At 35.0% G+C, this 26321-nt stretch carries 20 protein-coding genes; 15 read left to right on the top strand and 5 right to left on the bottom strand.

Annotated features, from left to right (window positions below; translation table 11 throughout):
- Positions 1-117 precede the first annotated feature (117 nt).
- The 3 genes from CHB80_RS16700 (at position 118) to CHB80_RS16710 (ending at position 4034) form a co-directional block, all read left to right on the top strand.
- Positions 118-1770 carry a tyrosinase family protein gene (locus tag CHB80_RS16700; RefSeq protein WP_089372653.1) on the top strand — a complete coding sequence of 551 codons (1653 nt, stop codon included), beginning with the start codon at positions 118-120 and terminating at the stop codon, positions 1768-1770.
- A 99-nt stretch (positions 1771-1869) separates the two neighbouring features.
- Positions 1870-3504 carry a hypothetical protein gene (locus CHB80_RS16705; RefSeq protein ID WP_143337164.1) on the top strand — a complete coding sequence of 545 codons (1635 nt, stop codon included), beginning with the start codon at positions 1870-1872 and terminating at the stop codon, positions 3502-3504.
- A gap of 80 nt (positions 3505-3584) precedes the next feature.
- Entirely contained in the window at positions 3585-4034 is a 450-nt protein-coding gene (locus tag CHB80_RS16710; protein WP_089372655.1) for a hypothetical protein, read from the top strand.
- A 126-nt stretch (positions 4035-4160) separates the two neighbouring features.
- On the opposite strand, the gene CHB80_RS24430 is transcribed toward CHB80_RS16710, so the two are convergent.
- Positions 4161-4358 (bottom strand): hypothetical protein, encoded by a 198-nt coding sequence (locus CHB80_RS24430; RefSeq protein WP_143337165.1) that lies wholly within the window; start codon positions 4356-4358, stop codon positions 4161-4163.
- Between the two features lie 331 nt (positions 4359-4689).
- Between CHB80_RS24430 and tgt the strand changes: the two genes are divergently transcribed.
- The 8 genes from tgt (at position 4690) to CHB80_RS16750 (ending at position 13311) form a co-directional block, all read left to right on the top strand.
- Positions 4690-5820: a tRNA guanosine(34) transglycosylase Tgt gene (gene tgt / locus CHB80_RS16715; protein ID WP_089372656.1), complete on the top strand. Its 1131-nt coding sequence runs from the start codon at positions 4690-4692 to the stop codon at positions 5818-5820.
- An 8-nt stretch (positions 5821-5828) separates the two neighbouring features.
- Positions 5829-6914 (top strand): LptF/LptG family permease, encoded by a 1086-nt coding sequence (locus CHB80_RS16720; RefSeq protein WP_089372657.1) that lies wholly within the window; start codon positions 5829-5831, stop codon positions 6912-6914.
- Positions 6901-7815 (top strand): DMT family transporter, encoded by a 915-nt coding sequence (locus CHB80_RS16725; protein ID WP_089372658.1) that lies wholly within the window; start codon positions 6901-6903, stop codon positions 7813-7815. Before CHB80_RS16720 ends, CHB80_RS16725 begins: the two co-directional genes overlap by 14 nt.
- A 69-nt stretch (positions 7816-7884) precedes the next feature.
- Positions 7885-8838 carry an acetyl-CoA carboxylase carboxyltransferase subunit alpha gene (locus CHB80_RS16730; protein WP_089372659.1) on the top strand — a complete coding sequence of 318 codons (954 nt, stop codon included), beginning with the start codon at positions 7885-7887 and terminating at the stop codon, positions 8836-8838.
- A gap of 169 nt (positions 8839-9007) precedes the next feature.
- Positions 9008-10543 carry a replicative DNA helicase gene (gene dnaB / locus CHB80_RS16735; RefSeq protein WP_089372660.1) on the top strand — a complete coding sequence of 512 codons (1536 nt, stop codon included), beginning with the start codon at positions 9008-9010 and terminating at the stop codon, positions 10541-10543.
- A 373-nt stretch (positions 10544-10916) separates the two neighbouring features.
- A complete protein-coding gene (locus CHB80_RS16740) occupies positions 10917-12101 on the top strand; it encodes an asparagine synthetase B (protein WP_089372661.1) in 1185 nt (394 codons plus the stop codon).
- 1 nt (position 12102) lies between these two features.
- A complete protein-coding gene (locus CHB80_RS16745; protein ID WP_089372662.1) occupies positions 12103-12633 on the top strand; it encodes a DUF922 domain-containing protein in 531 nt (176 codons plus the stop codon).
- Between the two features lie 222 nt (positions 12634-12855).
- Positions 12856-13311: a hypothetical protein gene (locus CHB80_RS16750; RefSeq protein WP_089372663.1), complete on the top strand. Its 456-nt coding sequence runs from the start codon at positions 12856-12858 to the stop codon at positions 13309-13311.
- Positions 13312-13361: 50 nt separating this feature from the next.
- Here the strand turns inward: CHB80_RS16750 and CHB80_RS16755 are convergent, their stop codons facing one another.
- Positions 13362-13898 carry a DUF2911 domain-containing protein gene (locus CHB80_RS16755; protein ID WP_089372664.1) on the bottom strand — a complete coding sequence of 179 codons (537 nt, stop codon included), beginning with the start codon at positions 13896-13898 and terminating at the stop codon, positions 13362-13364.
- A 268-nt stretch (positions 13899-14166) separates the two neighbouring features.
- Between CHB80_RS16755 and asnB the strand changes: the two genes are divergently transcribed.
- The 3 genes from asnB to CHB80_RS16770 all read left to right on the top strand — a co-directional run bounded on the left by asnB (position 14167) and on the right by CHB80_RS16770 (position 19236).
- On the top strand, positions 14167-15837 hold the full coding sequence (asnB, locus tag CHB80_RS16760; protein ID WP_089372665.1) for an asparagine synthase B: 1671 nt from the start codon (positions 14167-14169) through the stop codon (positions 15835-15837).
- Between the two features lie 260 nt (positions 15838-16097).
- On the top strand, positions 16098-18041 hold the full coding sequence (gene gyrB / locus CHB80_RS16765; RefSeq protein ID WP_089372666.1) for a DNA topoisomerase (ATP-hydrolyzing) subunit B: 1944 nt from the start codon (positions 16098-16100) through the stop codon (positions 18039-18041).
- Positions 18042-18216: 175 nt separating this feature from the next.
- The gene (locus CHB80_RS16770; RefSeq protein ID WP_089372667.1) at positions 18217-19236 is read left to right on the top strand and encodes a DUF6588 family protein; all 1020 of its coding nucleotides are present in this window, start codon (positions 18217-18219) and stop codon (positions 19234-19236) included.
- Between the two features lie 34 nt (positions 19237-19270).
- Here the strand turns inward: CHB80_RS16770 and CHB80_RS16775 are convergent, their stop codons facing one another.
- Together CHB80_RS16775 and CHB80_RS16780 are read right to left on the bottom strand one after the other, a co-directional pair.
- Complete coding sequence (locus tag CHB80_RS16775; RefSeq protein ID WP_089372668.1) at positions 19271-20071, bottom strand: tetratricopeptide repeat protein; 801 nt, start codon at positions 20069-20071, stop codon at positions 19271-19273.
- A gap of 3 nt (positions 20072-20074) precedes the next feature.
- A complete protein-coding gene (locus tag CHB80_RS16780; protein ID WP_089372669.1) occupies positions 20075-20626 on the bottom strand; it encodes an RNA polymerase sigma factor in 552 nt (183 codons plus the stop codon).
- Between the two features lie 153 nt (positions 20627-20779).
- Here CHB80_RS16780 and CHB80_RS16785 point away from each other — a divergent pair, with 153 nt between their 5' ends.
- The gene (locus CHB80_RS16785; RefSeq protein ID WP_089372670.1) at positions 20780-23221 is read left to right on the top strand and encodes a GEVED domain-containing protein; all 2442 of its coding nucleotides are present in this window, start codon (positions 20780-20782) and stop codon (positions 23219-23221) included.
- A 340-nt stretch (positions 23222-23561) separates the two neighbouring features.
- Here the strand turns inward: CHB80_RS16785 and CHB80_RS16790 are convergent, their stop codons facing one another.
- Positions 23562-26321 carry a CHAT domain-containing protein gene (locus CHB80_RS16790; RefSeq protein ID WP_089372671.1) on the bottom strand — a complete coding sequence of 920 codons (2760 nt, stop codon included), beginning with the start codon at positions 26319-26321 and terminating at the stop codon, positions 23562-23564.

Here is a 26321-nt window from a genome sequence, read left to right on the forward strand (position 1 = left end):
ACTCTGTTTTAATTAAGGTTTGGTAGAAATTTCTGAAAATCAGGTGTTTTCACTCGATTTTATATACATCTTTATTAAGAGATTTGTGGAAATGACTTACACCAAAAAGCAAGTATTATGACTAAAGCAGAATTAAACAGCCCTGATTTTCCATCTATTATCGCCGAACCCGTTTGGGATAATGAAGTTCAATATTTCTTTGATGAGCAAGATTATAATTGCATGATGCATGCAGATAGTGGCAATAGGACTATTGATCTTAAAAGTTATTCTCAGGTAAGTGGCTTGAGTGCCAAAATATATTATTATGTGTATTATAAACTCATGCCTATGGGAAAGACTAAATGGAACCAGAACAAGTTGTTCTCTTTTCGAAATTGGCTTACTCATGGTTGTCCAGAAGATCAAGCAGCTTTAGAAGCATTTAAAGACAAACAAACGGCTATAGCTCAAGACACTAGCCTACGACAGCGAAAAAATATAAATGATGTCCAAGGTACTGAGAAGGAAAATCTCATTAAAGCGTTTCAGGGCATTATGGCACTAGATAATGATGATCCGAATAGTTTTTACCAATTAGGAGGAATCCATTGGTATCCAGGCACCACCTATTGTGAGCATCATATCCATCCATTTTTAGCTTGGCATCGCGCCTATATTCTCCAATTTGAAAACGCACTACGCTCTATTCCAGGGTGTGAAGATGTGACGTTGCCATATTGGGATATTTCAGATGATCAATATCCTGAAATCTTTTCAGAAGCACCATTTAATACATATACAGTTCCACAGGAATTTCTTGATCAGTACCCATTTGAAGCTGGTGCTGGGAATCAGCCATTTACACCAAATGGAACCATTAAGAGATATGATGAAGCAACATACAATACGAAAAAATGGACATACTTCAGAGATGCAAATCATAATCCTACAGACAAGACTAAAATAGATTTAGCTAAACTCGTTCATTTTCCATCATGGAATACTTTTAATGGATTGGATACAAATGGAAATTTTCTAGGTACGTTAGAATCCTTAATGCATGCGCATGATGTAATCCATGATATTAATGGACTTACTACCGCTAGTCAGGATGTGACTGGTTTTGAACCTGTATTCTGGTTATTCCATGCAAATTGGGATCGTATGATGTGGCAATGGCAAAAGTTACAGAATACAACAACTGTAGAAGGGTTTAAGCAAAATGTAAAAGCTGCTGGTGATAGTACTGATTGGATTGACGGAGCTGGATTAAATATTATAGATCCTTTTACAAAAACCTTAGGACTAACTTTAGATCAGACCATCAATCTAAATGATATGGGGGTCAACTATGTGGAACCTGCACTTCCGCTTACAGCGCCTGAAAATTTTTCAGAAGATGAAATAGCGTTACATCGTAAAACTAATAAAGGACAGTCCAAAAAAAGTAAATTTAAAATAAATGATTTCTCTCATGTATCGCTGAGAGTGAAAAATGTAGACCGCCTTAAAATACCTGGTGCTTTTACAGTTTCCTTGTATTTAGGAGGAGAATTATTACAAAAGAGAGCCTTTTTTCAGGCAACAAAACCCGGAAATTGTGCAAATTGTGTAAAACAAGCACTAGTGAGCTTTGATTTTGAATTTGAAAAAGAAAGACTGCAAGAAGCAGATGGAGAAGTGAAGGTAGAGATACAGCTTTCACGAGCAGATGAAAATGGTAAACGTCCTGTAATTCCTTTTAGAGAAATAGGCAATCCTACTATTAATATTCGCCTCATTCATTAATAATTATAACATATAAGAAGTAAGATGTTTATTTCGCTTTAAGCGAAAATGGATAATTCTTTACATATAACATAACTATAATATCAAATATCATCTATTATGAGACGCTCTTTTGATTTTAAACGAATACCTATTTTACGTACAACCAGCCTAAGCATCGTTTGTGTTATGTTGGTAAGTATGGCTTTCTTCTCATGTGAAAAAAATGAGGGCTATGATAAAATTCCAGCACCTGTGGCATTTTCACCTACTATTCCAGTAGATGTAGATCCAGCACTTCAGGATAAATTAAAACAAGCAGGAGATATCTACCAGCTAAATGAAGTTTTCAACGAATACAGTTGGCAGGCCTTTGTGGCGATTCATTGGCCATTAGACGCAGACGGAAATCCAATGCCGAACTTTACGGATCAAGGAGCACCAACATGGCTAGGTTGGAAAGAAGCATTTCAAGTATATCGTGCCGATGGACAGAAACCAGCACCTTGGGGAGCCCCAAGAACAGCATCAGGTTTAGGACTTCCTTCGCATTTAATTGGAGAAGCTCAATCGAGACTAGTGTTGTCTTCTAAGACACCCACACATCCTGGAAATTTCAATATCGCTGATGAAGTAGATCAAGCATTTGCAGGAGAATTGTTCGATCAGAATGGGAATCTTGTGGTATACGAAGTGCTTATGAATAAAGAAGAGTTTGACTATGTGGTAAATAATTCATTGTATAATATTAATGGACAGATTAATTTTTCAGAAAAGAACGATTCCATTGCTAATTTTCCTAAAGGGAATTATGAAAATGGTGAATTAGGAGCTATCGAGATTAAGTTCGCATGGAAAGTACTAGAGAAGACCGATATCAAAGAACGTTATTATAGTGAAGAAGGTTATGTAATTGGTCCTGATAGTGTGCTTGTAAAAAAAGATTTAGGAATGATTGGAATGCATATTAGTCAGAAAACCCCAACAGGTAAACAATGGGTTTGGTCTACGTTTGAGCATGTTGATAATTTAAGACAGAATGTAATTGAAAAAGATGGTAAGAAAATTATGATCCATCCTACCTTACGGGATCCAGATTGCGAAATTTGTCCAGCTAATCTAGATCTAACGAATAGTGTTAGTTACGAATTTATTGATGATAATGACCGTCCTCACTGGTTAGTAAAAACACTAAATCCTAACGATCAGAAAGATACGATTAGCACGAAATATTTCTCACCAACAAACATAAAGAAAACTCAGGCTAAAAGAATGGTGGATATACCTGTTCGTGTACAAAATATCAATAAAATGATGCAAAAATATTTCCATCAACAGAATAGTGTTTGGCAGTATTATGAATTGATTGATACGCAATACCCATTGGATCAAAATATACTACCTGCACCAAATTTAGCCTCTAATTATGTGTTACCAACATCGGTAACTAATAAACCTGGTGGCGATCCAAACATTGCTTTATTAACGAATATGACTATGGAAACCTTCTTTCAAAAAGGAGGGCAAGGAGCAGGAGGGCTTATTGAAAATGGTGATCCAGCGGTAGAGGATATTCAGATTTTTGGAACAGAGAGTTGTATGGGATGTCACTCTAGTGCTGCTATTTATGATGGATATTACTTTAAAGGAGATGTCCTTAAAACCAGATCTGCAGGACAAACCTCAGGAGATTTTAGCTGGTTATTAGGAAAAGCAAAATGGAATCAAGATTCTATCCCCGTTATTAGTAATTAAGTAGTTTGGAGATTTTTTGCCATACTTAGTAGTAGGGTAGCGATTCTTTCTTTAGAAAATTAATTTAAACAGAAAATGCTATGAAAGTAACAGCTAAAAAAAATGCCTGTGACTGCGGTTGTAGTACTTCAGAAGAAACAAAGCCAAAAGGAGCTAAAAGCATGAGTATGCTAAATATAGGAACAGGTATTTTATTTTTCCTGTTTCCAAAATGCCCTTTTTGTTGGGCGGCCTATGCTTCTTTTTTTAGTTTTATTGGGTTAGATACCGTAGCTTATAATTCAAGCTGGAAGTATATTATATTATCTATTTTTCTAGTAGGTAGTCTCTTTGTATTGTGGCGACACTATCGCAATAAGTCTTGGCTCAATATCATTTTATATACAGCAGGGTTAAGTCTCTTAATGGTTACTTACTATTTGAATTTCAATCAAACATGGTGGTTGTATGTAGTGGCGGTGTTAATGTTGCTGAGTAATTTAAAAATGCAAAAAATGAGTCAGCTATTTGGATTTGGCGCTAATCATTAAAGTAATATAGAGACTGTCTCAACTTTTTAGACAGTCTCTATTTTTATAGACAGATATCAGAAAACTATTCTTAAACACGCAATTCTTAGAGCGTTTGTTTATTTCTTAGACATCTATCTATAGTTATTAGAATATGACACATCTTCCATTATCTGGACCAGAATTTGCTCCAAAGTAGCAACGGTCTGTTCCTGCTGCAAGACAGTCAAAAATGTTAGAACATCGTATATTAGTTATAATGAAGTTACTACCTCCGTTAATAGAAGTTTGTTCGCTCTTACTCAATTCTTGAGCTCCGTTTAGTTTTAAAATGTTTTTTAACATAATTAAAAATATATTAGTTAATAAAGTACCTACTCTAGTAAAAGGTTTTCGGCTCCCCCTTATTAAAAACTGGTTGTTAACAATACCCTGATTTTGATACTAAAGTAGTTTAGACTGAAAGGCTAGGAAAGTAATGTATCCGTATTTTAAACAAAATACCGTATGAAAATGTGCTGTAAATCAGTGCTTTTTAAAATAGTTCGGTACTTTTAAAATTTTGAATGATTAGAACCTTCAAACGAATTCCTCTCTACAACCCAACCTCTCTTTAACGAGATTTTATTAAAACAGCTATAGCACATCGTATTTATAAAAACTATCTTTGCGCTCTATGCAATTTGACCTTCTTACAACAGATCCTGCAAGTAAAGCCAGAGCAGGAAAGCTTACAACAGATCATGGAGTGATTGAAACTCCTATTTTTATGCCTGTAGGAACAGTAGCTTCTGTAAAAGGAGTACACCAACGTGAGTTAAGAGAAGATATCAATCCAGATATTATTCTTGGAAATACTTACCATTTATACTTACGTCCAGGAACAGGAACTTTACAAAAAGCAGGAGGCTTGCATAAGTTTATGAATTGGGATCGACCTATTTTAACAGATAGTGGTGGTTTTCAAGTGTATTCTTTGTCTAATCGTAGAAAAATTAAAGAAGAAGGTGTGCGATTTAAATCACACGTAGATGGATCCATGCATTTATTTACACCAGAAAATGTGATGGAAATCCAGCGTCAGATAGGTGCCGATATTATCATGGCTTTTGATGAATGTACACCCTACCCATGTGATTATAGATATGCAAAACGATCTATGCATATGACACACCGTTGGTTGGATAGATGTATTACACACTTTGAAAAAACACCTGCATTGTATGGATATGAGCAAGCCTTATTTCCAATCATTCAAGGAAGTACCTATAAAGATTTAAGAACACAATCTGCAGAGTATATTGCAAACTCAAATGCATTTGGAAATGCTATAGGTGGACTCTCAGTAGGAGAGCCTGCTGAAGAAATGTATGCCATGACAGAAGTGGTGACCGCAGTATTACCAGAAGAAAAACCAAGATATTTAATGGGTGTAGGAACGCCTATTAATATATTAGAAAATATAGCCTTAGGGATTGATATGTTTGATTGTGTCATGCCTACACGAAATGCACGTAATGGAATGTTATTTACAGCCCATGGAACCATTAACATCAAAAATCTAAAATGGGCAGAAGATTTTTCTCCTATTGATGAAATGGGTATTACGTGGGTAGATACAGAATATAGCAAAGCCTATTTACGCCATTTATTTAAATGCCATGAGTTATTAGGTATGCAAATTGCAACCATTCATAATTTAGGTTTCTATCTTTGGTTAGTACGAGAAGCTAGAAAACAAATTCTTGCGGGGACTTTTACAGCATGGAAAGATAAGATGGTAAAACAAATGGATAAACGATTATAAGTATATACATGAAAATTCTAGATTGGTATATTTTAAAACGTTACGTCGGGACTTTTGTCACGATGCTTTTGCTATTTATACCTATTGGAATTACTGTAAATCTTGCAGAAAAAATTGATAAGATTTTAGCCAATGAAGTTCCATTTATAGAAGTCGCTATCTATTATTTAAACTTTACGGTATATTTTGCCAATCTCTTATTTCCACTATTTCTTTTCCTTTCTGTAATTTGGTTCACCTCCAAACTAGCTAACAATACAGAAGTGATAGCCTTTTTGAGTAGTGGGGTTTCCTTTTGGCGTTTTTTACGTCCGTATATGATAGGAGCTACCTTAGTTTGTTTTGGAGCTTTTGTTCTAGGTGCCTATTTAGCACCAAAAGCAAATAAAGGCTACAATGAATTTATTTATGAGTATCTCAAAAGTCAACAGAAAAAGAATAAAGCACAAAAAACCAAAGATGTATATCGTCAGATAGCCGAAAACGATTATATCTATGTGAGTTCGTTTAGTACTAAAACAAAAACAGGACGAGACTTTACATGGGAGCATTTTGAAGACAATATAATGACCTACAAAATCTCTGCTAGTAAAATAAAATATAACCCTAAGGATACAACGTATACCTTGTTTACCTATAAAAAGCGTACCGTTGGAGTAGATGCCGATATTTTAGAAACTAGAGCCAAAGTAGATACCACATTTGCTTTTGATATAGACGATTTAACACCGGTAGAATATATTGCAGAAACTTTGGCTACACCAGAATTACGTGAGTTTATTAAAAAAGAAGAGTTAAGAGGCTCATCCTATATAAGCCGTTATAAAGTAACCCTTCAAAAGCGCTATAGTTTACCCGTTGCTGCATATATACTTACCATTATTGCGGTAGCCGTATCGGCGATGAAGCGTAGAGGAGGGATGGGGGCCAATCTAGCTTTTGGGATCATGCTAGCCTTTATTTTTATCTTTTTTGATAAAGTATTTGGTACACTTGCAGAGCAATCAGATTTCCCACCCTTTATTGCAGTGTGGTTTCCTAACTTCTTGTTTGCTATTTTAGCAGTATATCTATTGCGCAATGCAAAACGCTAAACTTCGCAGTTATCTCCATTTTCATCTCATTGTATTCATATGGGGTTTTACCGCTGTATTAGGATCTCTTATTAGTATAGATTCTGTGCCGCTGGTGTGGTTTAGAATGGGAATAGCCTCTATCTTTATATTTATATATATCAAATGGAAAAAAATAGATATTTCGCTTTCGCGAAAAGCGTTCCTTTCCTTTTCCATTGCGGGAATCATCATTGCAGTACACTGGCTCACTTTTTTTGGCGCCATCAAAGTATCTAATGTCTCTATTACATTGGCTATGATGAGTACAGGTGCTTTTTTTACAGCTTTATTAGAGCCTATTTTCTATAAACGAAAACTTATTTGGTATGAAGTCTTATTTGGCGTGATTGTTATTGGGGCACTTTATCTCATTTTTGAAGTACAACCCGAATATCGATTAGGTATCGGGCTCGCATTACTATCTGCGTTACTTTCGGCGATATTTACATTAGTCAATGGAAAATTTGTGCATGACCATAACCCTACTAAGATTTCGTTTTATGAACTAGTAGTGGGTACCCTTTTTATTACGGCGTATTTAGCTTTCGCGAAAGCGGACACCTTCTTTTCAACGTCCTTTTTTGATCTCCCTTATACAGATTGGATCTATCTCTTCATACTTGCATCTGTTTGTACGGCCTATGCATTTATTGCTTCGGTCAAAGTGATGAGACATTTGAGTCCGTATACCATAATGTTAACCATAAACCTGGAACCTGTTTATGGGATTTTACTAGCATTTATGGTGCTAGGAGATAAAGAGCAAATGAGCCCAGAATTCTATTATGGAGCGATTGTGATCCTACTCGTGGTGATTGCAAATGGAATTCTGAAAAATAGAAATCTTTTACGTTCAAAAAAAGAGACAGCAGTCAAATAGAAACTATTATATTTGTAAGATAAACCTAACAACTCATTACGAGCAATCGTAATAGGTAATACACTGAAAATGGAATATTTAGATTTCGAATTACCCATTAAGGAGCTAGAAGAACAACTAGACAAATGCGTTATTATAGGAGCTGAGAGTAATGTAGACGTAAGTCAGACCTGTAAGCAAATTGAAAAAAAGCTCGCACAAACTAAAAAAGATATTTATAAAAACTTGACAGCATGGCAACGTGTACAATTGTCAAGACATCCTAACCGTCCATATACATTAGATTATATCAATGCGATTTGTGGTGATACATTTCTTGAACTACATGGAGATCGTAATGTAAAGGATGATAAAGCAATGATCGGAGGTCTTGGTAAGATTGGTGATCAGAGCTATATGTTTATAGGACAACAAAAAGGATATAATACAAAAACTCGCCAGTACCGTAATTTTGGAATGGCAAACCCTGAAGGATATCGTAAGGCATTACGTCTTATGAAAAGCGCAGAAAAATTTAATGTACCTGTTGTAACGATCATAGATACTCCAGGGGCGTATCCAGGATTGGAAGCAGAAGAACGAGGCCAAGGAGAAGCTATTGCTCGTAATATCTTAGAGATGACACGTCTTAAAGTACCTATTATTGTACTAATTATAGGAGAAGGAGCCAGTGGAGGAGCTTTAGGGATAGGTGTAGGTAATAAAGTAATGATGCTTGAAAATGCATGGTACTCTGTAATCTCTCCAGAAAACTGTTCTTCTATCTTATGGAGAAGTTGGGAGCAAAAAGAAATTGCTGCCGAAGCATTAAAACTTACCGCAAAAGATAGTCTAAAACTAAAGGTAATTGATTCTATTATTAAAGAACCTTTGGGAGGTGCGCATGCAAATAGAGAAGAAACATTCAAAACCGTAAGAGAAGCAATTGCGTCTTCTTTTAACGATTTGAAAAACTTATCACCAGAAGAATTGGTGAATGATAGGATGAAGAAATATTCAGAAATGGGAGTCTTTAAAGGCTAGTCCCCATTTTTTCACTTACTACCAAATCCGAAGCTATTTGAGTTTCGGATTTTTTTATGACTATTAACAATAAAAGAGAGTTATTAACAGTTGAATTGTTAATGAGGTGTGGAGATTCATCCCTTAGGAAGGGTTTCAACCACTTAACAATTTGTTTACATTCGTAGCCATGGAAAAAATCAAGCCCACTCCAGCATATAATGTATCTTCAGGACAAGTAATTTCTTTGGAAAAAGGAAAAATACCACCACAAGCACTTGATTTAGAGGTGGTTGTGCTTGGTGCTTTAATGATTGATAAAAAAGGAGTCGATGAGGTGATCGATATTCTTTCACCAGATGTTTTCTATAAAGAACAGCACAAACACATTTTTGAAGCCATTAGAATTCTCTTTGAAGAAGGGCAACCCGTTGACTTATTAACGGTTTCTGAGCAATTGAAGAAAATGGCAAAATTGGATATCGTAGGGGGGGATTATTATTTGATTCAGCTTACGCAAAAAGTAGCCTCTTCTGCTCATATTGAGTATCATGCACGTATTATTTTACAGAAATATATTCAACGCTCTTTAATTAAGATTTCGAATGAAATTATTGAAGAAGCCTATGATGATACTACTGATGTTTTTGATTTACTAGATACCGCAGAAACCAAACTCTATGAAGTAACACAAGGAAATGTAAAACGTAGTAGTGAGTCTGCACAAAACTTAGTAATCCAAGCAAAGAAAAAAATTGAAGAGATTTCTAATAAAGAAGGACTTTCTGGAATTCCTACAGGATTTACTAAAGTAGATGCCTTAACCTCTGGATGGCAACCTAGTGATTTGATTATCGTAGCAGCACGTCCAGGTATGGGTAAAACAGCAATGACCTTGACTATGGCACGTAATATGGCTGTAGATCAAAATGTGCCTGTAGCATTCTTTTCGCTGGAGATGTCCTCTGTACAGCTAATTACGCGTTTGATTTCTTCAGAAACAGGATTGTCTTCAGAAAAATTACGTACAGGTAAATTAGAGAAGCATGAGTGGGAGCAGTTAAATGTAAAAGTAAAGAGCTTAGAAAAAGCTCCTTTATTTATAGATGATACACCATCGTTATCTATTTTTGACTTGAGAGCAAAGGCGAGACGTCTCGCTTCTCAATTTGGAATTAAGATTATTATGATTGATTACCTGCAGTTAATGACAGGTGGATCTGCACAAAAAGGAGGTGGAAATCGTGAACAGGAAATCTCGATGATTTCGCGTAACCTAAAAGCATTAGCAAAAGAACTTTCAGTTCCCGTAATTGCACTGTCACAGTTATCACGTGCGGTAGAAACCCGTGGAGGAAGTAAGCGTCCGTTACTATCGGATCTTCGTGAATCTGGAGCGATTGAGCAGGATGCCGATATTGTATCCTTTATTTACCGTCCAGAATACTACAAGATAGAAGAATGGGATGATGAAGAGCGTAGCCCAACTGAAGGACAAGGAGAATTTATTGTAGCTAAACACCGTAATGGTGGATTGGATAATATTCGTTTGAAATTTATCGGACACTTAGGTAAGTTTGATAACCTCGATGATTTTAGTACACCGTACGAGTTTGCAAGTAGTATGAATGCTGCGGCCAATGATGATACCTTTAAACCAGATAGTCTCCCTTCGCCAGATCAAGCTTTTGGTAGCGAAGAAGAAGATGATGGGGTTCCTTTTTAATTAAAATCGTATAATACAATAGAAATAGAGTAGTATTCTAATGTAGAGTATTACTCTATTTTCAAAACGTGATTTCCCCTCATTACTGAAACGAGTTCAGCACAGGCACTAACCTTCTCCCCAAGGAGAAGGGATTCATTAGAATTAATAATGAGATTTGTGTTTAGTCTTGATTCTTTAAATACAGTACAACTGTTAACTAGATGCTAATCTCTGAACATGGCATCACTTTTGTCATAAGAAAACCGTATTTTTAAACGTTACATACTATATGAATACCTAGTGTGTATTATTGCTTATGAAAAGAATAGTTACAATACTTCTGTTGGTGCTGTCGTGCCATTTCGCGCAAGCGTCATATATCTTAATACCTATGGATGTAGACAGTCAGCGAGAGCACTTAAAGGCATATGGGATTACCTATTGGACGCTCGATCAACAAATCAAAGTAAAATGGTTACTCAATTATAGAGGAGGTTCCTTTTTAGTGCCCGATACTGAAGAGATTCGAAGAGAATGTACCATCCGAGGTGTTTCCTATGAAGTTCTCTCTGATGGAAAAACAGAAGAGTTACTTACCATGATTAGTAGTCCTTCTCAAAACATGGAGGCAGTAGTACTTGAAAAAGCACCTAAAATTGCCGTATATACTCCTGATAGTAAAGTACCATGGGACGATGCCGTGACAATGGTATTGACGTATGCTGAGATTCCTTATGAAACTATTTATGATGAAGAAGTGCTCAGTGACCAGTTGATACTTTATGATTGGTTGCATTTACATCACGAAGATTTTACAGGACAATTTGGAAAGTTTTATGGCGCCTACCGAGCAGCACCTTGGTATATAGAAGAAAAGAAAGCTGCTGAAGACTTAGCTACAAAACTAGGATACGATAAAGTATCTGAAGCCAAAAGAGACGTCTCTTTAAAAATACGCGACTATGTAGTAGGTGGTGGTTTTATGTTTGCTATGTGCAGCGCCACCGATAGTTTTGATATTGCATTGGCGGCCGAAGGTGTAGATATTTGTGAGCCTATGTTTGATGGAGATGCATCTGATGCCGATTACCAATCTAAAATTGATTTTAGTAAAACCTTTGCCTTTAAAAACTTTACGCTAGAACGCTCACCAACAGTATATGAATTTTCATCTATCGATATGACACGTAAACGTCGTATCCCTTTTGAAACCGATTACTTTACCCTAAAAGATTATAGCGCAAAATGGGATCCAATTCCTACGATGCTGTGTCAAAATCATACTGCTTTAGTAAAAGGATTTATGGGGCAAACAACCTCATATGATGCTAATGTCCTGAAGTCAAATGTACTTGTGATGGGAGAAAATCTTACCAATGGAGAGGCGCGTTATATTCATGGAATTAAAGGAAAAGGGTTCTTTACTTTTTATGGTGGACATGATCCAGAAGATTACCGTCATCGTGTAGGTGATCCCAAAACAGAATTGGAATTACACCCTAATTCTCCGGGATACCGTTTAATACTAAATAATGTACTCTTTCCAGCTGCTAGAAAGAAAAAACAAAAAACTTGATATGAGCACACGACACTATAAAGTACTTGGGATCGCATTGGTGATACTATGTTCTTTTACAGTAGCACCAGAGCGTATTGCGTGGCAACCGAATAAGACTTTATCTTGGGCAGATTTTAAAGGAAGTCCTAATGGAGATGGCAGTTTTGTAGCAAGCACTAGTAGTGGAATGAGTCAGTCGTATGTCATAGATGGTAAAGGAATGTTAGATAAAAATGAAACCTATGTAGTAGCTCATTTCTACCCAGAATATTCTTGGTATAGAGAAAAAGATACGACGGCACGTTTATTAAAGCATGAGCAAACCCATTTTGATATTACAGAGATTCACGCGCGATTATTAAATACCCGTATTCAATCCTATAATTTTACTTCAAATTCTAAAAGTGAAGTAAAGGCATTGTATGAAGAAGTAGAAAAGCAACGACGTGCCATGCAACGAACTTTTGATGAAGAAACCAACCACTCTATAAACAGGGAAGTCGAAAAAAAATGGGAAGAAAAAATCGCTAGATTATTACTTCCTCAATAGGTAATTATTAGTTCCGTCAAGCTGAACTTGTTTCAGCTTCGCATTACAATAAAATTTCTTCCAAGACTTTAAAAATTTTTGACGAAAACACCTTGTTGTAGATTAGAAAAAGAGGCAATACTAATATCTAATTACGTACTTAAAATACCAACTACGCAAAATCATTTCGTTGTTACAAGCTACTATTGCCATTTTAAAACCAATAGTAACGAAAACAAATGAATGATTTATACGATAGAAAAAGCAAACTTAGTTGCAACACAATTAAAGAAGTTTACTACAGGATATGCGCATCATGTAGTAGGGCAGTATGCTAATATTGACTTTTGGCTAGAAGAAGTCATTACAGCTCAAAGAACCATAGATGCATATAGATATCGATTTAATGATATGCGTGATGCTCAGAAAGAATGGGTAGAAAAACACGATACACAAGTATTTAGTTACTGTCATATCTGTAGAGGGAAATGTGAACTAATTGGCGATAATCCGCTACCGCCATCACCGCCTAAGCGTATGTCTAGCGCTGTATTGGATACGACACGAAAAGAATTGGTCAATGCAATGTATTATTTTTTAACCCGCTGTTATAGAATGGGACTTCTAAATGATATACAGTTAAAGCAAAAATGTGACAGGATAGGTACGAGTATTGATCCAAGTGATTTAGAAACATAAAAAAAGCCTTCCAAAATGGGAAGGCTTTTTCTATATAAAAAATGTGTTTCTTAGTTGTAGAAAGGCACTTCAACAAGTGTCATGTCCCATCCTAATACCATATGGTATCCTTTGTCTACAGGCTTAAATCCAATAGAAAATGCTTCTATAGTCTCTTTTGCTTGTGATACAGGTACTGTGATACGAGCTACATCTTTACCTTCATCATATGAGTATGCACCCCAAGAATCAAGATCAGAATTAATAATAATTGTCCATTCTTTTTCTCCAGGAATTGTAAATAAAGAGTATGTTCCCGCTTTTACGGTTTTGTCTCCAAATTTATAATCCTTCATTAATTTGATTTCAGTAGCTTCATCTGCACCTGTACGCCATACTTTTCCATAAGGCTCAAGTTTTCCAAAAATCTCACGTCCTTTTTTCTGAGGACGACTATAGATTACTTTAATAGTTGGTTTTGCACGACGATCTGCTTTTGCATAAGCAATATCTGTTGGGCTTTTTTGAAGACCTGCAAACTGAGCGTTAACCGAAGGAGCAACCATAAAAGCCATAGCTATAAGAGCTAGTGTAAATAATTTTTTCATTGTGAGTTTAATTTTGGTTTAAAGATACTATAGGCTATAAATCTATGATGTTAAATAAAGCTTAAGATTTATCCCTTTATAATAGGTCGTAATTACTGATCAAAACTTTCAAAATTTTTCTAAATACGCTTTCGCGAAAGCGTATATCTTATGTATTGAACTTATAATGTTGTTTTTTGTTTCATATTGTAATTGAAAATACATTTATAGTTTTATTAATGAAACTATAATGAGACATTTGAACTATAAATTATAAAAAATATTAGTTATGTGTGGAATTGTATGTGCCTTCGAACTAAAACAAGATATGACAACCTTACGTCCTCAATTATTAGAAATGTCGAAAACAATTCGTCATAGAGGACCAGATTGGAGTGGGATTTATGCTACTGAAAAAGTGATTTTAGCCCATGAGCGTTTAGCTATTGTAGATCCAGCTTCTGGAAAACAACCCTTAGTAGATGTTTCTGGAAATTTAATTCTTGCAGCTAACGGAGAAATATACAATCACAAAGAACTTAAAAAAGAACTTACTACTGATTACGAATTTCAAACGGAATCAGACTGTGAGATTATATTAGCCCTATACCAAGAAAAAGGAGTTGACTTCTTAGATGACCTTAATGGTATTTTTGGATTTGCGTTGTATGATACAAAAACAGATAGCTATTTGATTGCCCGAGATCATATGGGAATCATTCCTTTATATATGGGGTGGGATGCTCACGGAACTTTTTATGTAGCATCAGAATTAAAAGCATTAGAAGGTGTTTGTTCAAAAATCGAATTGTTTCCTCCTGGGCATTATCTTTCTAGTAAAGATGGTGAGTTGGTACGATGGTACAAAAGAGATTGGATGGAATATGACGCTGTAAAAGATAATGAAACAAGTATAGAAGAGTTGCATGATGCACTTGCAGCTTCTGTTAAGCGTCAGTTAATGAGTGATGTACCATATGGAGTATTATTATCAGGAGGACTTGACTCTTCTATCACCAGTGCTGTTGCAAAATTATACTCAGAAAAACGAGTAGAATCTGGAGATGAGCAAGATGCTTGGTGGCCACAATTACACTCATTTAGTATTGGGCTTAAAGGGTCTCCAGATCTCGCAGCGGCACAAGTAGTTGCAGATCATATAGGAACGGTACATCACCCTATAGAATTTACGATTCAAGAAGGACTAGATGCTATACGAGATGTGATTTATCACCTAGAAACCTATGATATCACAACGATACGTGCTAGTACACCTATGTATTTGATGGCGAGAGTCATTAAATCTATGGGAGTAAAAATGGTACTCTCTGGAGAAGGTGCCGATGAGATTTTTGGAGGATACTTATATTTTCACAAAGCACCCAATGCTAAAGAATTTCATGAGGAGACCGTACGTAAATTAGATAAACTCCATATGTATGACTGTTTACGTGCAAACAAATCACTTGCTGCTTGGGGAATTGAAGGGCGTGTACCATTTTTAGATAAAGAATTTATGGATGTCGCTATGCGTTTAAACCCAGTAGATAAAATGATTACCAAAGAGCGTAGAGGTATGGAAAAGTGGGTATTGCGTAAAGCATTTGAAAAATACTTACCAGAAAGTGTTGCTTGGAGACAAAAAGAGCAGTTTTCTGATGGAGTAGGGTATAGTTGGATAGATACACTAAAAGAAGTAGTGGAAAGTGAAGTAAGTGACGTGCAAATGGAAAATGCACACCATCGTTTCCCTGTCCACACACCTCAAAATAAAGAAGAGTTTTATTACCGTTCTATTTTTGAAGAACATTTTCCAAGTGATGCTGCTGCATTATGTGTGCCATCGGTACCATCGGTGGCGTGTAGTACACCTATTGCATTAGAATGGGATGAGGCATTTAAAAACATGAATGATCCATCAGGTAGAGCAGTAGCCATGGTGCATGAAGATGCCTATTAAAATAATGACTTTCCTCCCCCTTTTAAACGCCGGCATTTGCTGGCGTTTTTTGCTTGATTTTATGCCATTTACAAACAAAACAGAATTTGAATGTATACGCTTTCGCGAAAGCGCATAAATACTACACTTCCCGCGTTTTTACTTTTTCACAAATTGTTGATAACTTCAAAGGTTTTGGCATGCTTTTAACCCTATAGAAGAAGCCCTTTTTTTATATTTGTTAACCTTAGATTTTTAAGACAATTTTAAGAAGACTATATATGAGCGAAGACGCTAACAAAAAACAGTATTCAGCAGATAGTATTCAGGCCCTAGAGGGGATGGAGCACGTACGTATGCGACCATCGATGTATATTGGGGATGTAGGTGTAAGAGGACTACACCATTTAGTATACGAAGTTGTTGATAATTCAATAGATGAGGCGCTTGCAGGACACTGTGATACCATTAATGTAACTATAAATGAAGATAATTCAATTACGACACGTGATAACGGTCGTGGAATCCCTGTAGGAATTCATAAAAAAGAAGGGGTATCTGCACTGGAGGTAGTAATGACCAAGATTGGTGCAGGAGGTAAATTTGATAAAGATTCATACAAAGTTTCTGGAGGACTTCACGGAGTTGGGGTTTCTTGTGTAAACGCACTTTCAGATCATTTAAGAGCTACCGTATACAAAGAGGGTAAAATCTGGGAACAAGAATATGAAAGAGGAAAAGCATTATATCCTGTAAAGGCTATTGGAGATACTGATTTTACAGGGACAGAGGTTACATTCTTGCCAGATAGAAGTATTTTCCAACAAACAATAGAGTATAATTATGATACGCTAGCATCTCGTTTAAGAGAGCTTGCCTACCTTAATAAAGGGATTACTATAACACTTGTTGATAAACGACATAAAAAGGAAGATGGAGAGTTTGAAGGAGAAACATTTCATAGTACCGAAGGGCTTTCTGAATTTGTGCGATTCTTGGATGGTACGCGTAATGCAATCATAGGAGATGTAATCTCTATGGAAGGAGAGAAAAATGGTATTCCTGTAGAAGTCGCTATGATTTATAATGATAGTTATTCTGAAAATTTACATTCTTATGTAAATAATATCAATACGCATGAAGGAGGGACACATTTAGCAGGTTTCCGTCGTGGATTAACTGGGTCGCTTAAAAAGTTTGCGGATAATTCTGGAATGCTAGACAAGTTGAAGTTTGATATAGCAGGAGATGATTTTAGAGAAGGACTAACAGCAATTATATCTGTAAAAGTTGGAGAGCCTCAGTTTGAAGGTCAAACCAAAACAAAATTAGGAAACCGTGAGGTAACATCAGCCGTTTCGCAAGCAGTTGCAGAAATGATTGAGATATACATGGAAGAAAATCCAAACGATGCTAAAACCATTGTTCAAAAAGTAATTCTTGCAGCACAAGCACGTCATGCCGCTAAAAAAGCGCGTGAGATGGTACAGCGTAAGACTGTCATGAGTATTGGAGGTCTTCCTGGGAAATTATCAGATTGTTCAGAAACCGATCCTGCATTATGTGAAGTATTCCTTGTAGAGGGAGATTCGGCAGGTGGTACTGCAAAGCAAGGTCGTGATCGTGAGTTTCAAGCAATTTTACCATTACGTGGTAAAATTTTGAATGTAGAAAAAGCAATGCAACATAAAGTTTTTGAAAATGAAGAAATCAAAAACATATTTACAGCATTAGGAGTAACTATTGGAACCGAAGAAGATAGTAAAGCTTTGAATCTTTCAAAATTACGTTACCATAAAGTAGTGATTATGTGTGATGCCGATGTAGATGGTAGTCACATTTCTACCTTAATTCTAACGTTCTTCTTCCGTTATATGAAAGAATTAGTAGAAAATGGATATGTATATATTGCTACACCTCCATTATATCTTGTTAAGAAAGGACAGAAAAAACAATATGCTTGGGATGATGAGCAGCGTGATCAAATAGCGGCTTCTTTTGGAACTCAAGGAGTTTCTATACAACGATACAAAGGTCTTGGAGAGATGAATGCAGAACAACTTTGGGACACTACAATGAATCCTGAGTTTAGAACACTTAGACAAGTAGCTATTGATAATGGTACCGAAGCAGATCGTATATTCTCAATGCTTATGGGAGATGAAGTTCCACCTCGTCGTGAGTTCATAGAAAAAAATGCAGTTTATGCAAATATTGATGCTTAATAATAAGTGTCATTTATATGCTGTAATCTGATAATTAATGGGTTGCAGTCATTATAAAGAAAGGTGAGTAACTATGCGGTTATTCACCTTTTTTATTGCAGAAATATTTATTAAATGTGTCTATAGTTTGATTTAATTAAATTCTCTTATTTTCGCTCGATAATAAACTATATTTATGCAAGCTAAAATCCTACTTATGCTTTCCTTTTTGGGAAGTACTACCTTACTATTTTCTCAAAACAACCTATTAGAAACAGAACTTATTTTAAGTGATATGTTGCTCATTTCTGAACGTTATGTCGCCCCTGGAGCAGATGCAGCTGCATACCAAGCAACAGGCGGTTGGGCAAGTACAGCAAAGAGTTTAGAATTATTTGAAATAGATGCTTCTGTACATGTGAATGCCTTATTTATTCCTAATAGACGAAGGTCATTTACGGTCGCTAATAGTGACTTTAATGCATTGCGTATTAGAGGCGGTGAGACAGCGAGCATTCCTACAGTGTTAGGAGGTGATACTGCAGTTTTCTTTGATTTTGAATTAGGAGGAGAACCTAATGAACTTCAGGCGTACGAAGGGATCAATGAAAATCAATTATATCATCCTTTTCTTCAAGCCTCTATTGGACTTTGGAAAGAAACAGATCTTACAGTGCGGTATTCACCAGATATAGCAATTTCTGATACTGAATATGGTATTTTAGGACTAGGTGTTAAACATTCAGTGAGTCAGTATTTTAATAGAAGTCAAGATCAAGATGGAGCTATTAAAAATCAGCTTGAAGTAGCTGTGCAAGTTGCATATTCAAGATTTAATTCAGGGCTTACATTTGACCCTTTTCAAATTGAAGACCCAGATGCAGAAGATGGAGATTCTCCTTTATTATTAGTTAATCAATTAGATGTAGAAGTAGACTCGTGGTTGTTTCAAACAATAGCTTCAAAGCGATATCAAAATTTTGAATTTTTTGGAGGAGTTGGAGTAGTCTTTAATGACGCTCGTTTTATTATGAATGGAGAACCAGGTCTTGTATTAGGACTGTTGAATAGTCTTTTGGGTAACCTAGATGCTTCTAGAACAGTTGTAAAAGGGGATGTAGGGGTAAACTATCACATAGGTGATTTCTATTTGTCAAATGCATTTACTTTTGGTGAATTTGCTAATTATAATTTATCTATTCATTATAAAATTTAAGGAACCTATTTTTAGTTACCTATAACTGCGTTTATTACTCTAGTTCTTTTAAAAGCTCTTTTGCAGAAGAGTACTTATAATATGTAGGATTCTCCATTATAGTTTTTAATGTTTTTACGGCATTTTCTTTGTCTTCTTGTTTTAAGAAGGTTAATACTTTGTACCAATACCCTTTATGGAAATCTAAGCCATCACTTTTTGTGAGACGGTCAAAAGTCGTTAATGCATTTTTATATTGATTTGTTTCTAAGTAAGATACTCCTATAAATAATAATACTTGTGGATTGGTTTCATAAATAGTAGGATCTAATGTTTGCGACAGTGTTATAATATTTTGATACTTTTTAGAACGAAATGTAGCTTCTATTTCTTCTAAAATTTGATCTGTATTTTCTCCTTTAGAAACATAAGAAGGCAACTCTTCCCAATTGTGATATTGTTCATATAAATCTGGTAAGTCAGATGATCTTGGATACAAAATAAAAACACCAATAATTACTATAGCGGCAATAGCACTCCATCGTTGCATCTTGAACATTGATTCTTTTTCCTTAGTATTTGCTTGTCTGTATTGTTTGAGAGATTTTGAAAATTCTTTAGTCTCTTGAGATCTAAATAATGCTATTTCTTTCTTCAGTAATTGAGGGTTATCTTCTATAGTAATCCAATCGTCGTTATCTTGGTCAATATTATAAAGTGCTTTGTATAATGCAACCTGTTCTTTTAGTTCAGGATTTTGAATCATTTCTTCTTCAAATTCTTCCCGTTCATTAACTGTCATCTTTGTGAGTAGATAACGCTCAATTGCCTCATTTTTTAATTCGTCATCATTCATAATTCAGGGTTTAAGTCGCAGATATCTACTGTCATTTTTTATGAGTTTTATTAAACGTGATTTGCACTTAAAAACACGTTGTCTCGCTACTGTTTCGGATGCATAATTGAAAATCACTACAATCTCCTTGTATGGTATCTTTTTAAAACTCAGTAATAGTAATTTTCTACAATTCTCTGATAATTCTTTTAATTTTTCTTGGTATAAGTCCCATTGCTTTTGCTCAATTGAAAATTTAGCTAAGTCAACCTCCTCGTCCATAAGAGGTGTAGCGGGTAAATTTGTTACCCTATTTTGTGAGCATTCTCTTCTCCACAAATTTTTGCATATGGTAAATAGGTAATTATTAAATGATTGTATTTGTAATTCGTCATTCTTTAATTTGACAAAAAGTGTGACTAATGCATTTTGAAAAATATCTTCAGCAACAGCTTTAGAGCCACCTCTTCTCAATATATAGCTTAGTACGGCAGGGAAAGATTCTGTATATAGTTTGGTAAACGTTTCTGGTTTCCCTTTTAGAAAACCATCAATAAAAGGATCTTTTTTATTCATAAAATAAAATGCCGTGAAATGGCGTGATTAAAATTACTTGAAAAATATCGGGTAACAAAATGTTTATACAAGCTCTTAAAGGTAAATCGGTTTTTTGAAAGGCGATATCTGAAAAGCCTGTAATAGAGTAAGAATTAAACTAATACAATTATTATGAAAAAAAGACAAATACTATTTTTATTTATATGTATTACCATACTTTTTTCTAGTCAGAAGGGATTATTTGCTCAAAATTGTACACCTTCGAGTACGCAACAAGAAGCATGGATTTCTTTAGTTCAATCTAGGGATTTTTTACAGTCACTATCTTTACTTTATGAAAACCCAAGCGGTGCTTCTGCCTATTCTGATTTTACTGGAAATTGCATGCCTGTTAATTATGATAGTACATCACAGCAAATTAATATTACCGTAAATAGAGAGGAACTCTTTATTGGAGTATGGGTAGATGTAAATAACGATGGAGATTTTGATGACCCAGGTGAAGAACGAATTAATATTCAGGATACTGGAAGTCCAGGTATAGGAACTAATCTTAATGGTTTGAACCTAACTGGAGGACATCTCTTGCGTATTATTGTAAGTGATCAACCTATTACAGGACCTTGTGACCCTGTTATTAATGGTGAAATAGAAGACTATATTCTTTGTGGCGGTGAAGAATGCCCTTGGATATCACGTGTGCGCTTATTTGACAATAGTTATGTGAATGAATCTGAAGCGTCAGACGGAAACTATGCTGACTATAAAGATCCGTGTATTCCAGTATTTGAGTCAACTTTTAATCAAATTAATGTTCATCTTTCTCAAGATAATGTATATAGAGCATTATATATTGATATAAATGGTAATGGAGATTTTAGTGATCCTGGAGAACAATTTGTAAATGGTCAAGGTGATGGTTTTGGATTAGGATTGTCTGGTCAAATTAATGATGGAACAATTCAAGGAGGAGAGATGGTACGTGTTATTGTAAGCTCAGAACCAATAACCGATCCTAATGCTATCCCAGCATGTGGTGAAGTAGAAGATTATACACTTTGTGGAGGTAAAGAATGTCCTTGGATTTCAAAAGTTCGTTTATTTGACAATAGCTATGTGAATGAATCTGAAGCGTCAGATGGTAATTATTCTGACTATAAAGATCCTTGTATACCAATACTAGAGTCAACTTTTAATCAGATTAATGTTCATCTTTCACAAGATGATGTATATAGAGCACTATATATTGATCTAAATGGGGATGGTGATTTTAGTGATCCAGGAGAACAATTTGTAAATGGTCAAGGCAATGGATTTGGGTTAGGACTAAGTGCTCAAATTAATAGTGGTATTATAGAAGGAGGGGAGATGGTACGTGTTATTGTAAGCTCAGACCCAATAACTGATCCTAATGCTATTCCAGAATGTGGAGAAGTAGAAGATTACACGCTTTGCGGTAAACCTAATTGTGAAAATATAGAAGTATCTATAAGTAATATTCAATGTTATAATCAAGGAACTTCAAATCCAAATGATGATTACTGGACTTTTGAAATTACGGTGACAGATCTAAGCGGTGATGGTACATTTTGGAGAGCAGGAGATCCAGTAGGAGAAGCAGGTTCTTATGGAACAAAAACCATTTGGATGGATGGTGCTATTGTAGATTATGATGATACCATAACATTTGATGTGTATGATGATGCCGATCCAGATTGTGTATACACAGTTACTGTAGACACACCAGAACCTTGTTCAGCGCCTTGTGAATTAGACATATCCTATGAAATAGGCAAATGTGAAGGGAATGATGAATATTTTGTAACCTTGAATGTTACAGGAACTAATGGACAACCATGGATGGCCAAGCAAAAGCTTGAAAGTGATGGTAGTGAGACCGTATTGTTTAATGGTACTGGAGATATGTCAAATGTTCAATTAGGCCCCTTAGATATCAATGATGGTGATTGGACACTTTGGGTGCAAATAGTTGGATATTATGATTGTTTAATTGATGTATATATAAATGCGCCAGAAGCTTGTGAAGATGAGTGTAATTGTAGTGCTACACTACAACCAATACAAGCAAGTCAAGCTCGAGGCTGTGTTTATTTAGTAGCAGCAGCTTCTGTAGGCGGTTGTGATGGTGATCAGTTTAGTGAATCATATACTATCGATTATGGAGATGGATCACCTATAGAAACTACAAATTCTAATGGAGGCTTCCATGAGTATCCAGGAAGCGGTGCCTATACCGTTACGATGACTTATACCGTAACAAATCTAGAAACTGGATGTGAGACAACCACAAGTCGAACAGATCCAGTTACTATTAATTGTGAAGGAGGAGAGCCTGGTAAACCTAGATTTAATGCATATCCAAATCCGAGCAAGGATGTTGTAAATTTTGAAGTTACTACTACAAGCAAAGAAGCTGTAACAATTCAAGTGTATAATATATATGGTAGAGAAGTATATACATATAATGGAACTGCAAATAATCAACGTTTAATTGATAGTGTCTGGGATGCTAGAAAATTACAATCAGGTATTTATATTGCTATTCTTACCATAGGAGATACTAAAATTCATAAAAAGATTATTATAGAATAATGATTTTGTAATCGAGAGTATATATCTATATTGATATTTTTATGAAAACGGGCATTCAAATAGAATGCCCGTTTGTTTTTTGTGCAATATGAAGATAGTAGAAAGGAAAAGTTTAATGGCTATTGGATATTACAATTTGATGTATGTAAAAGCTTATTTATAAATAAGAAGTGGTATAAGTAAAATGGGTTCAAGAGATAAGATGTAATTTCCTCTTAGATAATAATATATCTATGATTGTTTTAGAAAAGAAATACTTGGTTTGTATAAAGGATAGTATATCTAGCAATCTACTAGCTTAATACATTAAATTCATAAAAGTCTTTTCTATTGTTTTGAATTATTTACGTAATGCTTTTTTAGTCAATAAAAACAGTAGTATTAATACACAAATAACGATGAGCACCCATACTGTAGGACTCATAGAAGTGATACTTAAATCTAATGTGTTGTCATGCCCCGTTAAAGTAATACCACTCCAATAATATGGAGAAGCTTCACTTGTATTTGCATGTTTTTTAAGATAGGATAATTTTGCATTTCTAAGAGCTTCCGATTTTTTCTTTCCAGCTGTAATTTCTTTATAAAAAGAAGTGGTAATCTCCATATTTGCTTTTTCATTTACGTCCCATAGCGTTGAGATTACACTTCTTGCTCCAGCTTTAAAAAAACCTCTTTTAATACTAAAAACCCCTTCCCCTTTTTTAATGTCTCCTACATCTGTCTTACAGGCGCTTAGTACAACAAGTTCCTTCCTTTTTGTTGTGGAGTAAAGCTCTTCCAATCGTAATTTATCGTCATAAAAAGCAAGCCATGGGCCATTCAGGTCGGTTCCTCCATGTGTCGAAATATGAATAATACTATGATGATCAAATTGATTTAAAAATGAAGATTTATTGGCCTTTTTCTCAGTATAAATATGATCTTGGTAATATTCAATAATTTCATCAGCTTCTTTTGTGCTGTTTGGAAGAGATGCTAAGTAGTCGTCTTTGAAATGAGTAGGTAAGAAACTAGTACTTTGATTTTTTGAAGGCTGTAATTGTGTGATGTGTTCGTCTAAGGAATGAGAGTATTTATACGATATAGTGTAGTTATTGATAAGATAAGCGTCGGCTATGATTGCTTCTTCAGATAACATAAGTGCTTCAAAAGGCACTTTTTGAATACTCCCATCAGGAATAATAATTAATGAAGTTGCTGGTACGCTTTCGCGAAAGCGTATAAAGGGAAGTAAATTACTAGATAGATGGGTCGCAATTTTTTTATAATCTGTAGTTTCTTGAAGTGTTGTAAGTGGACGTGTTAGTACCTGTTGGAATTCCTCAATCTGTTGTTGAAGAATTGGAATAGAAACAGGGATTTCTTTAAGTTGAATCTCATTTTTTGTGATGTTCATCACATATCCCAAACTATCCCCTAAAGCATAACTAACAATATGCTCATTAGTACTGAGTGCATTCTGAATCTCTTTTAAAGAAGAGATATTGAATTGTCTTTTAGAGTTTACATACACAGGATATAAAACTTCTATAGAATCTATAAACTTTCGATAACGCCTTTTGATAGAAAATAATTCTGTTTGTAACACCTTCGTTTCTTTAGATTGTGTTTCTGTAGCAGAAGTATTTTCTATGGAATTTAAGTGACTTCTAATGTTTGATAGCATGCTTTCTTCAATATCCAGAATCTGTTTAGGTATATTTGCTCTCTGTTTGGCAAGCGTTTCGGTGGTGTTTTCCAATAGAAGAAGCCCTTTCTTTTTTTCCATGTAATAGAAGGCAATATCATTTCTTTTAAGGAGATGAGCCACTTTAATAGCACTCATATATATATCTGATGCTTTCTTACGCCAGTTTAATTTTGATAACTCCTCTTGGCTTTCTAAAAAAAGTTCGTCTATAGTTCTATCCGTATATGCCAAAATATCAAGTGCTTGTAATAAGTATTCTTCTTTTGGATGCTTTTGATAATATTCCATCCACCCATTTGAAACATCATATAAATACGTAAACAGACGTTTTTTGTCAGGTGAAATACTTATTTCTTCTTGGCTAGGCAGTTGTCTTTTAGGGGATGCTGGAGCTCCATTATTTACCAATGAAATAGCATCATAAAAATGATCTAATGCTTTTTCATAATTTTCAGATTTTAACTCAAGACTACCTAGATTATTTGAAATGTTGCTTAACAAAATCTTATTATTTACAGCATATGAGGAAGATTCATTGAAATAGTTTCTGGCCATTTCGAAATCACCTTTTTTGGTAGCTATAATACCTAGAAGACTTATTGATTTAAATGTTTCATCTGGATCATTTAAACTTTTACGCAATGAGAAAGCATGAAGTGCACTTTCTTCAGCTTCTTTTACGTTTGCAATATGATACATGACAGCCGTATTATAAATAATGTCTGCCTCACTTTTTTCAGATATGGTATCTTTTGGTAATGCATCTATCTTTTCTTTAATTTTTATAAAATCAGGCAGGTATATGGGGTCGTTTAATTCTACATAGCTCGCTAGCATATTATTTAAATTATCTACAACTCCTTTATAATATTCTTGATCACGAAAAATCTGTTCTGATAATAAATAATGTTCAAAAGCATTTTGAAAATCTCCCCACTGTTTATAGATATTTCCTAATACTTGGTACGTCTTTGCTATGCGTAAATCGTTCCCTTTAGAGACAGAAACTAAGGTGTCAAAATAGGCCTTGGCACTCCATAAATCTGGTGATGTGGAGCGACTATGAAAGAGCCCCAGATTATATAAATTCCGTGTGGTGTGATTTGCTGTTTTAGTATATTTTTTTACTCGTATAACACGTTCTTTTTTAGCATACAGCTGTGCTTTTTCATAATTTCTATAATATTGATAGCACCATTTTGAATATTCGTAATATGCATCTTCTAAGTGAGCAGTGTCCTTAGGAAGAGATAAAAAATAGTGTTCTATTTGTGAAGCTATCTCATCATAACTGATTTTTTGTGCTTTAATAGAATCAACATAGGCAACAGGTGAACTTTGAGAAAATACAGAATATGCAAAAAGATATAATACTAATGTGAAAATTACTTTTTTTATCTCTCTCAT

This window comes from Dokdonia pacifica (assembly GCF_900188275.1).
In the GTDB taxonomy this organism is placed as follows: Bacteria; Bacteroidota; Bacteroidia; order Flavobacteriales; family Flavobacteriaceae; genus Dokdonia; species Dokdonia pacifica.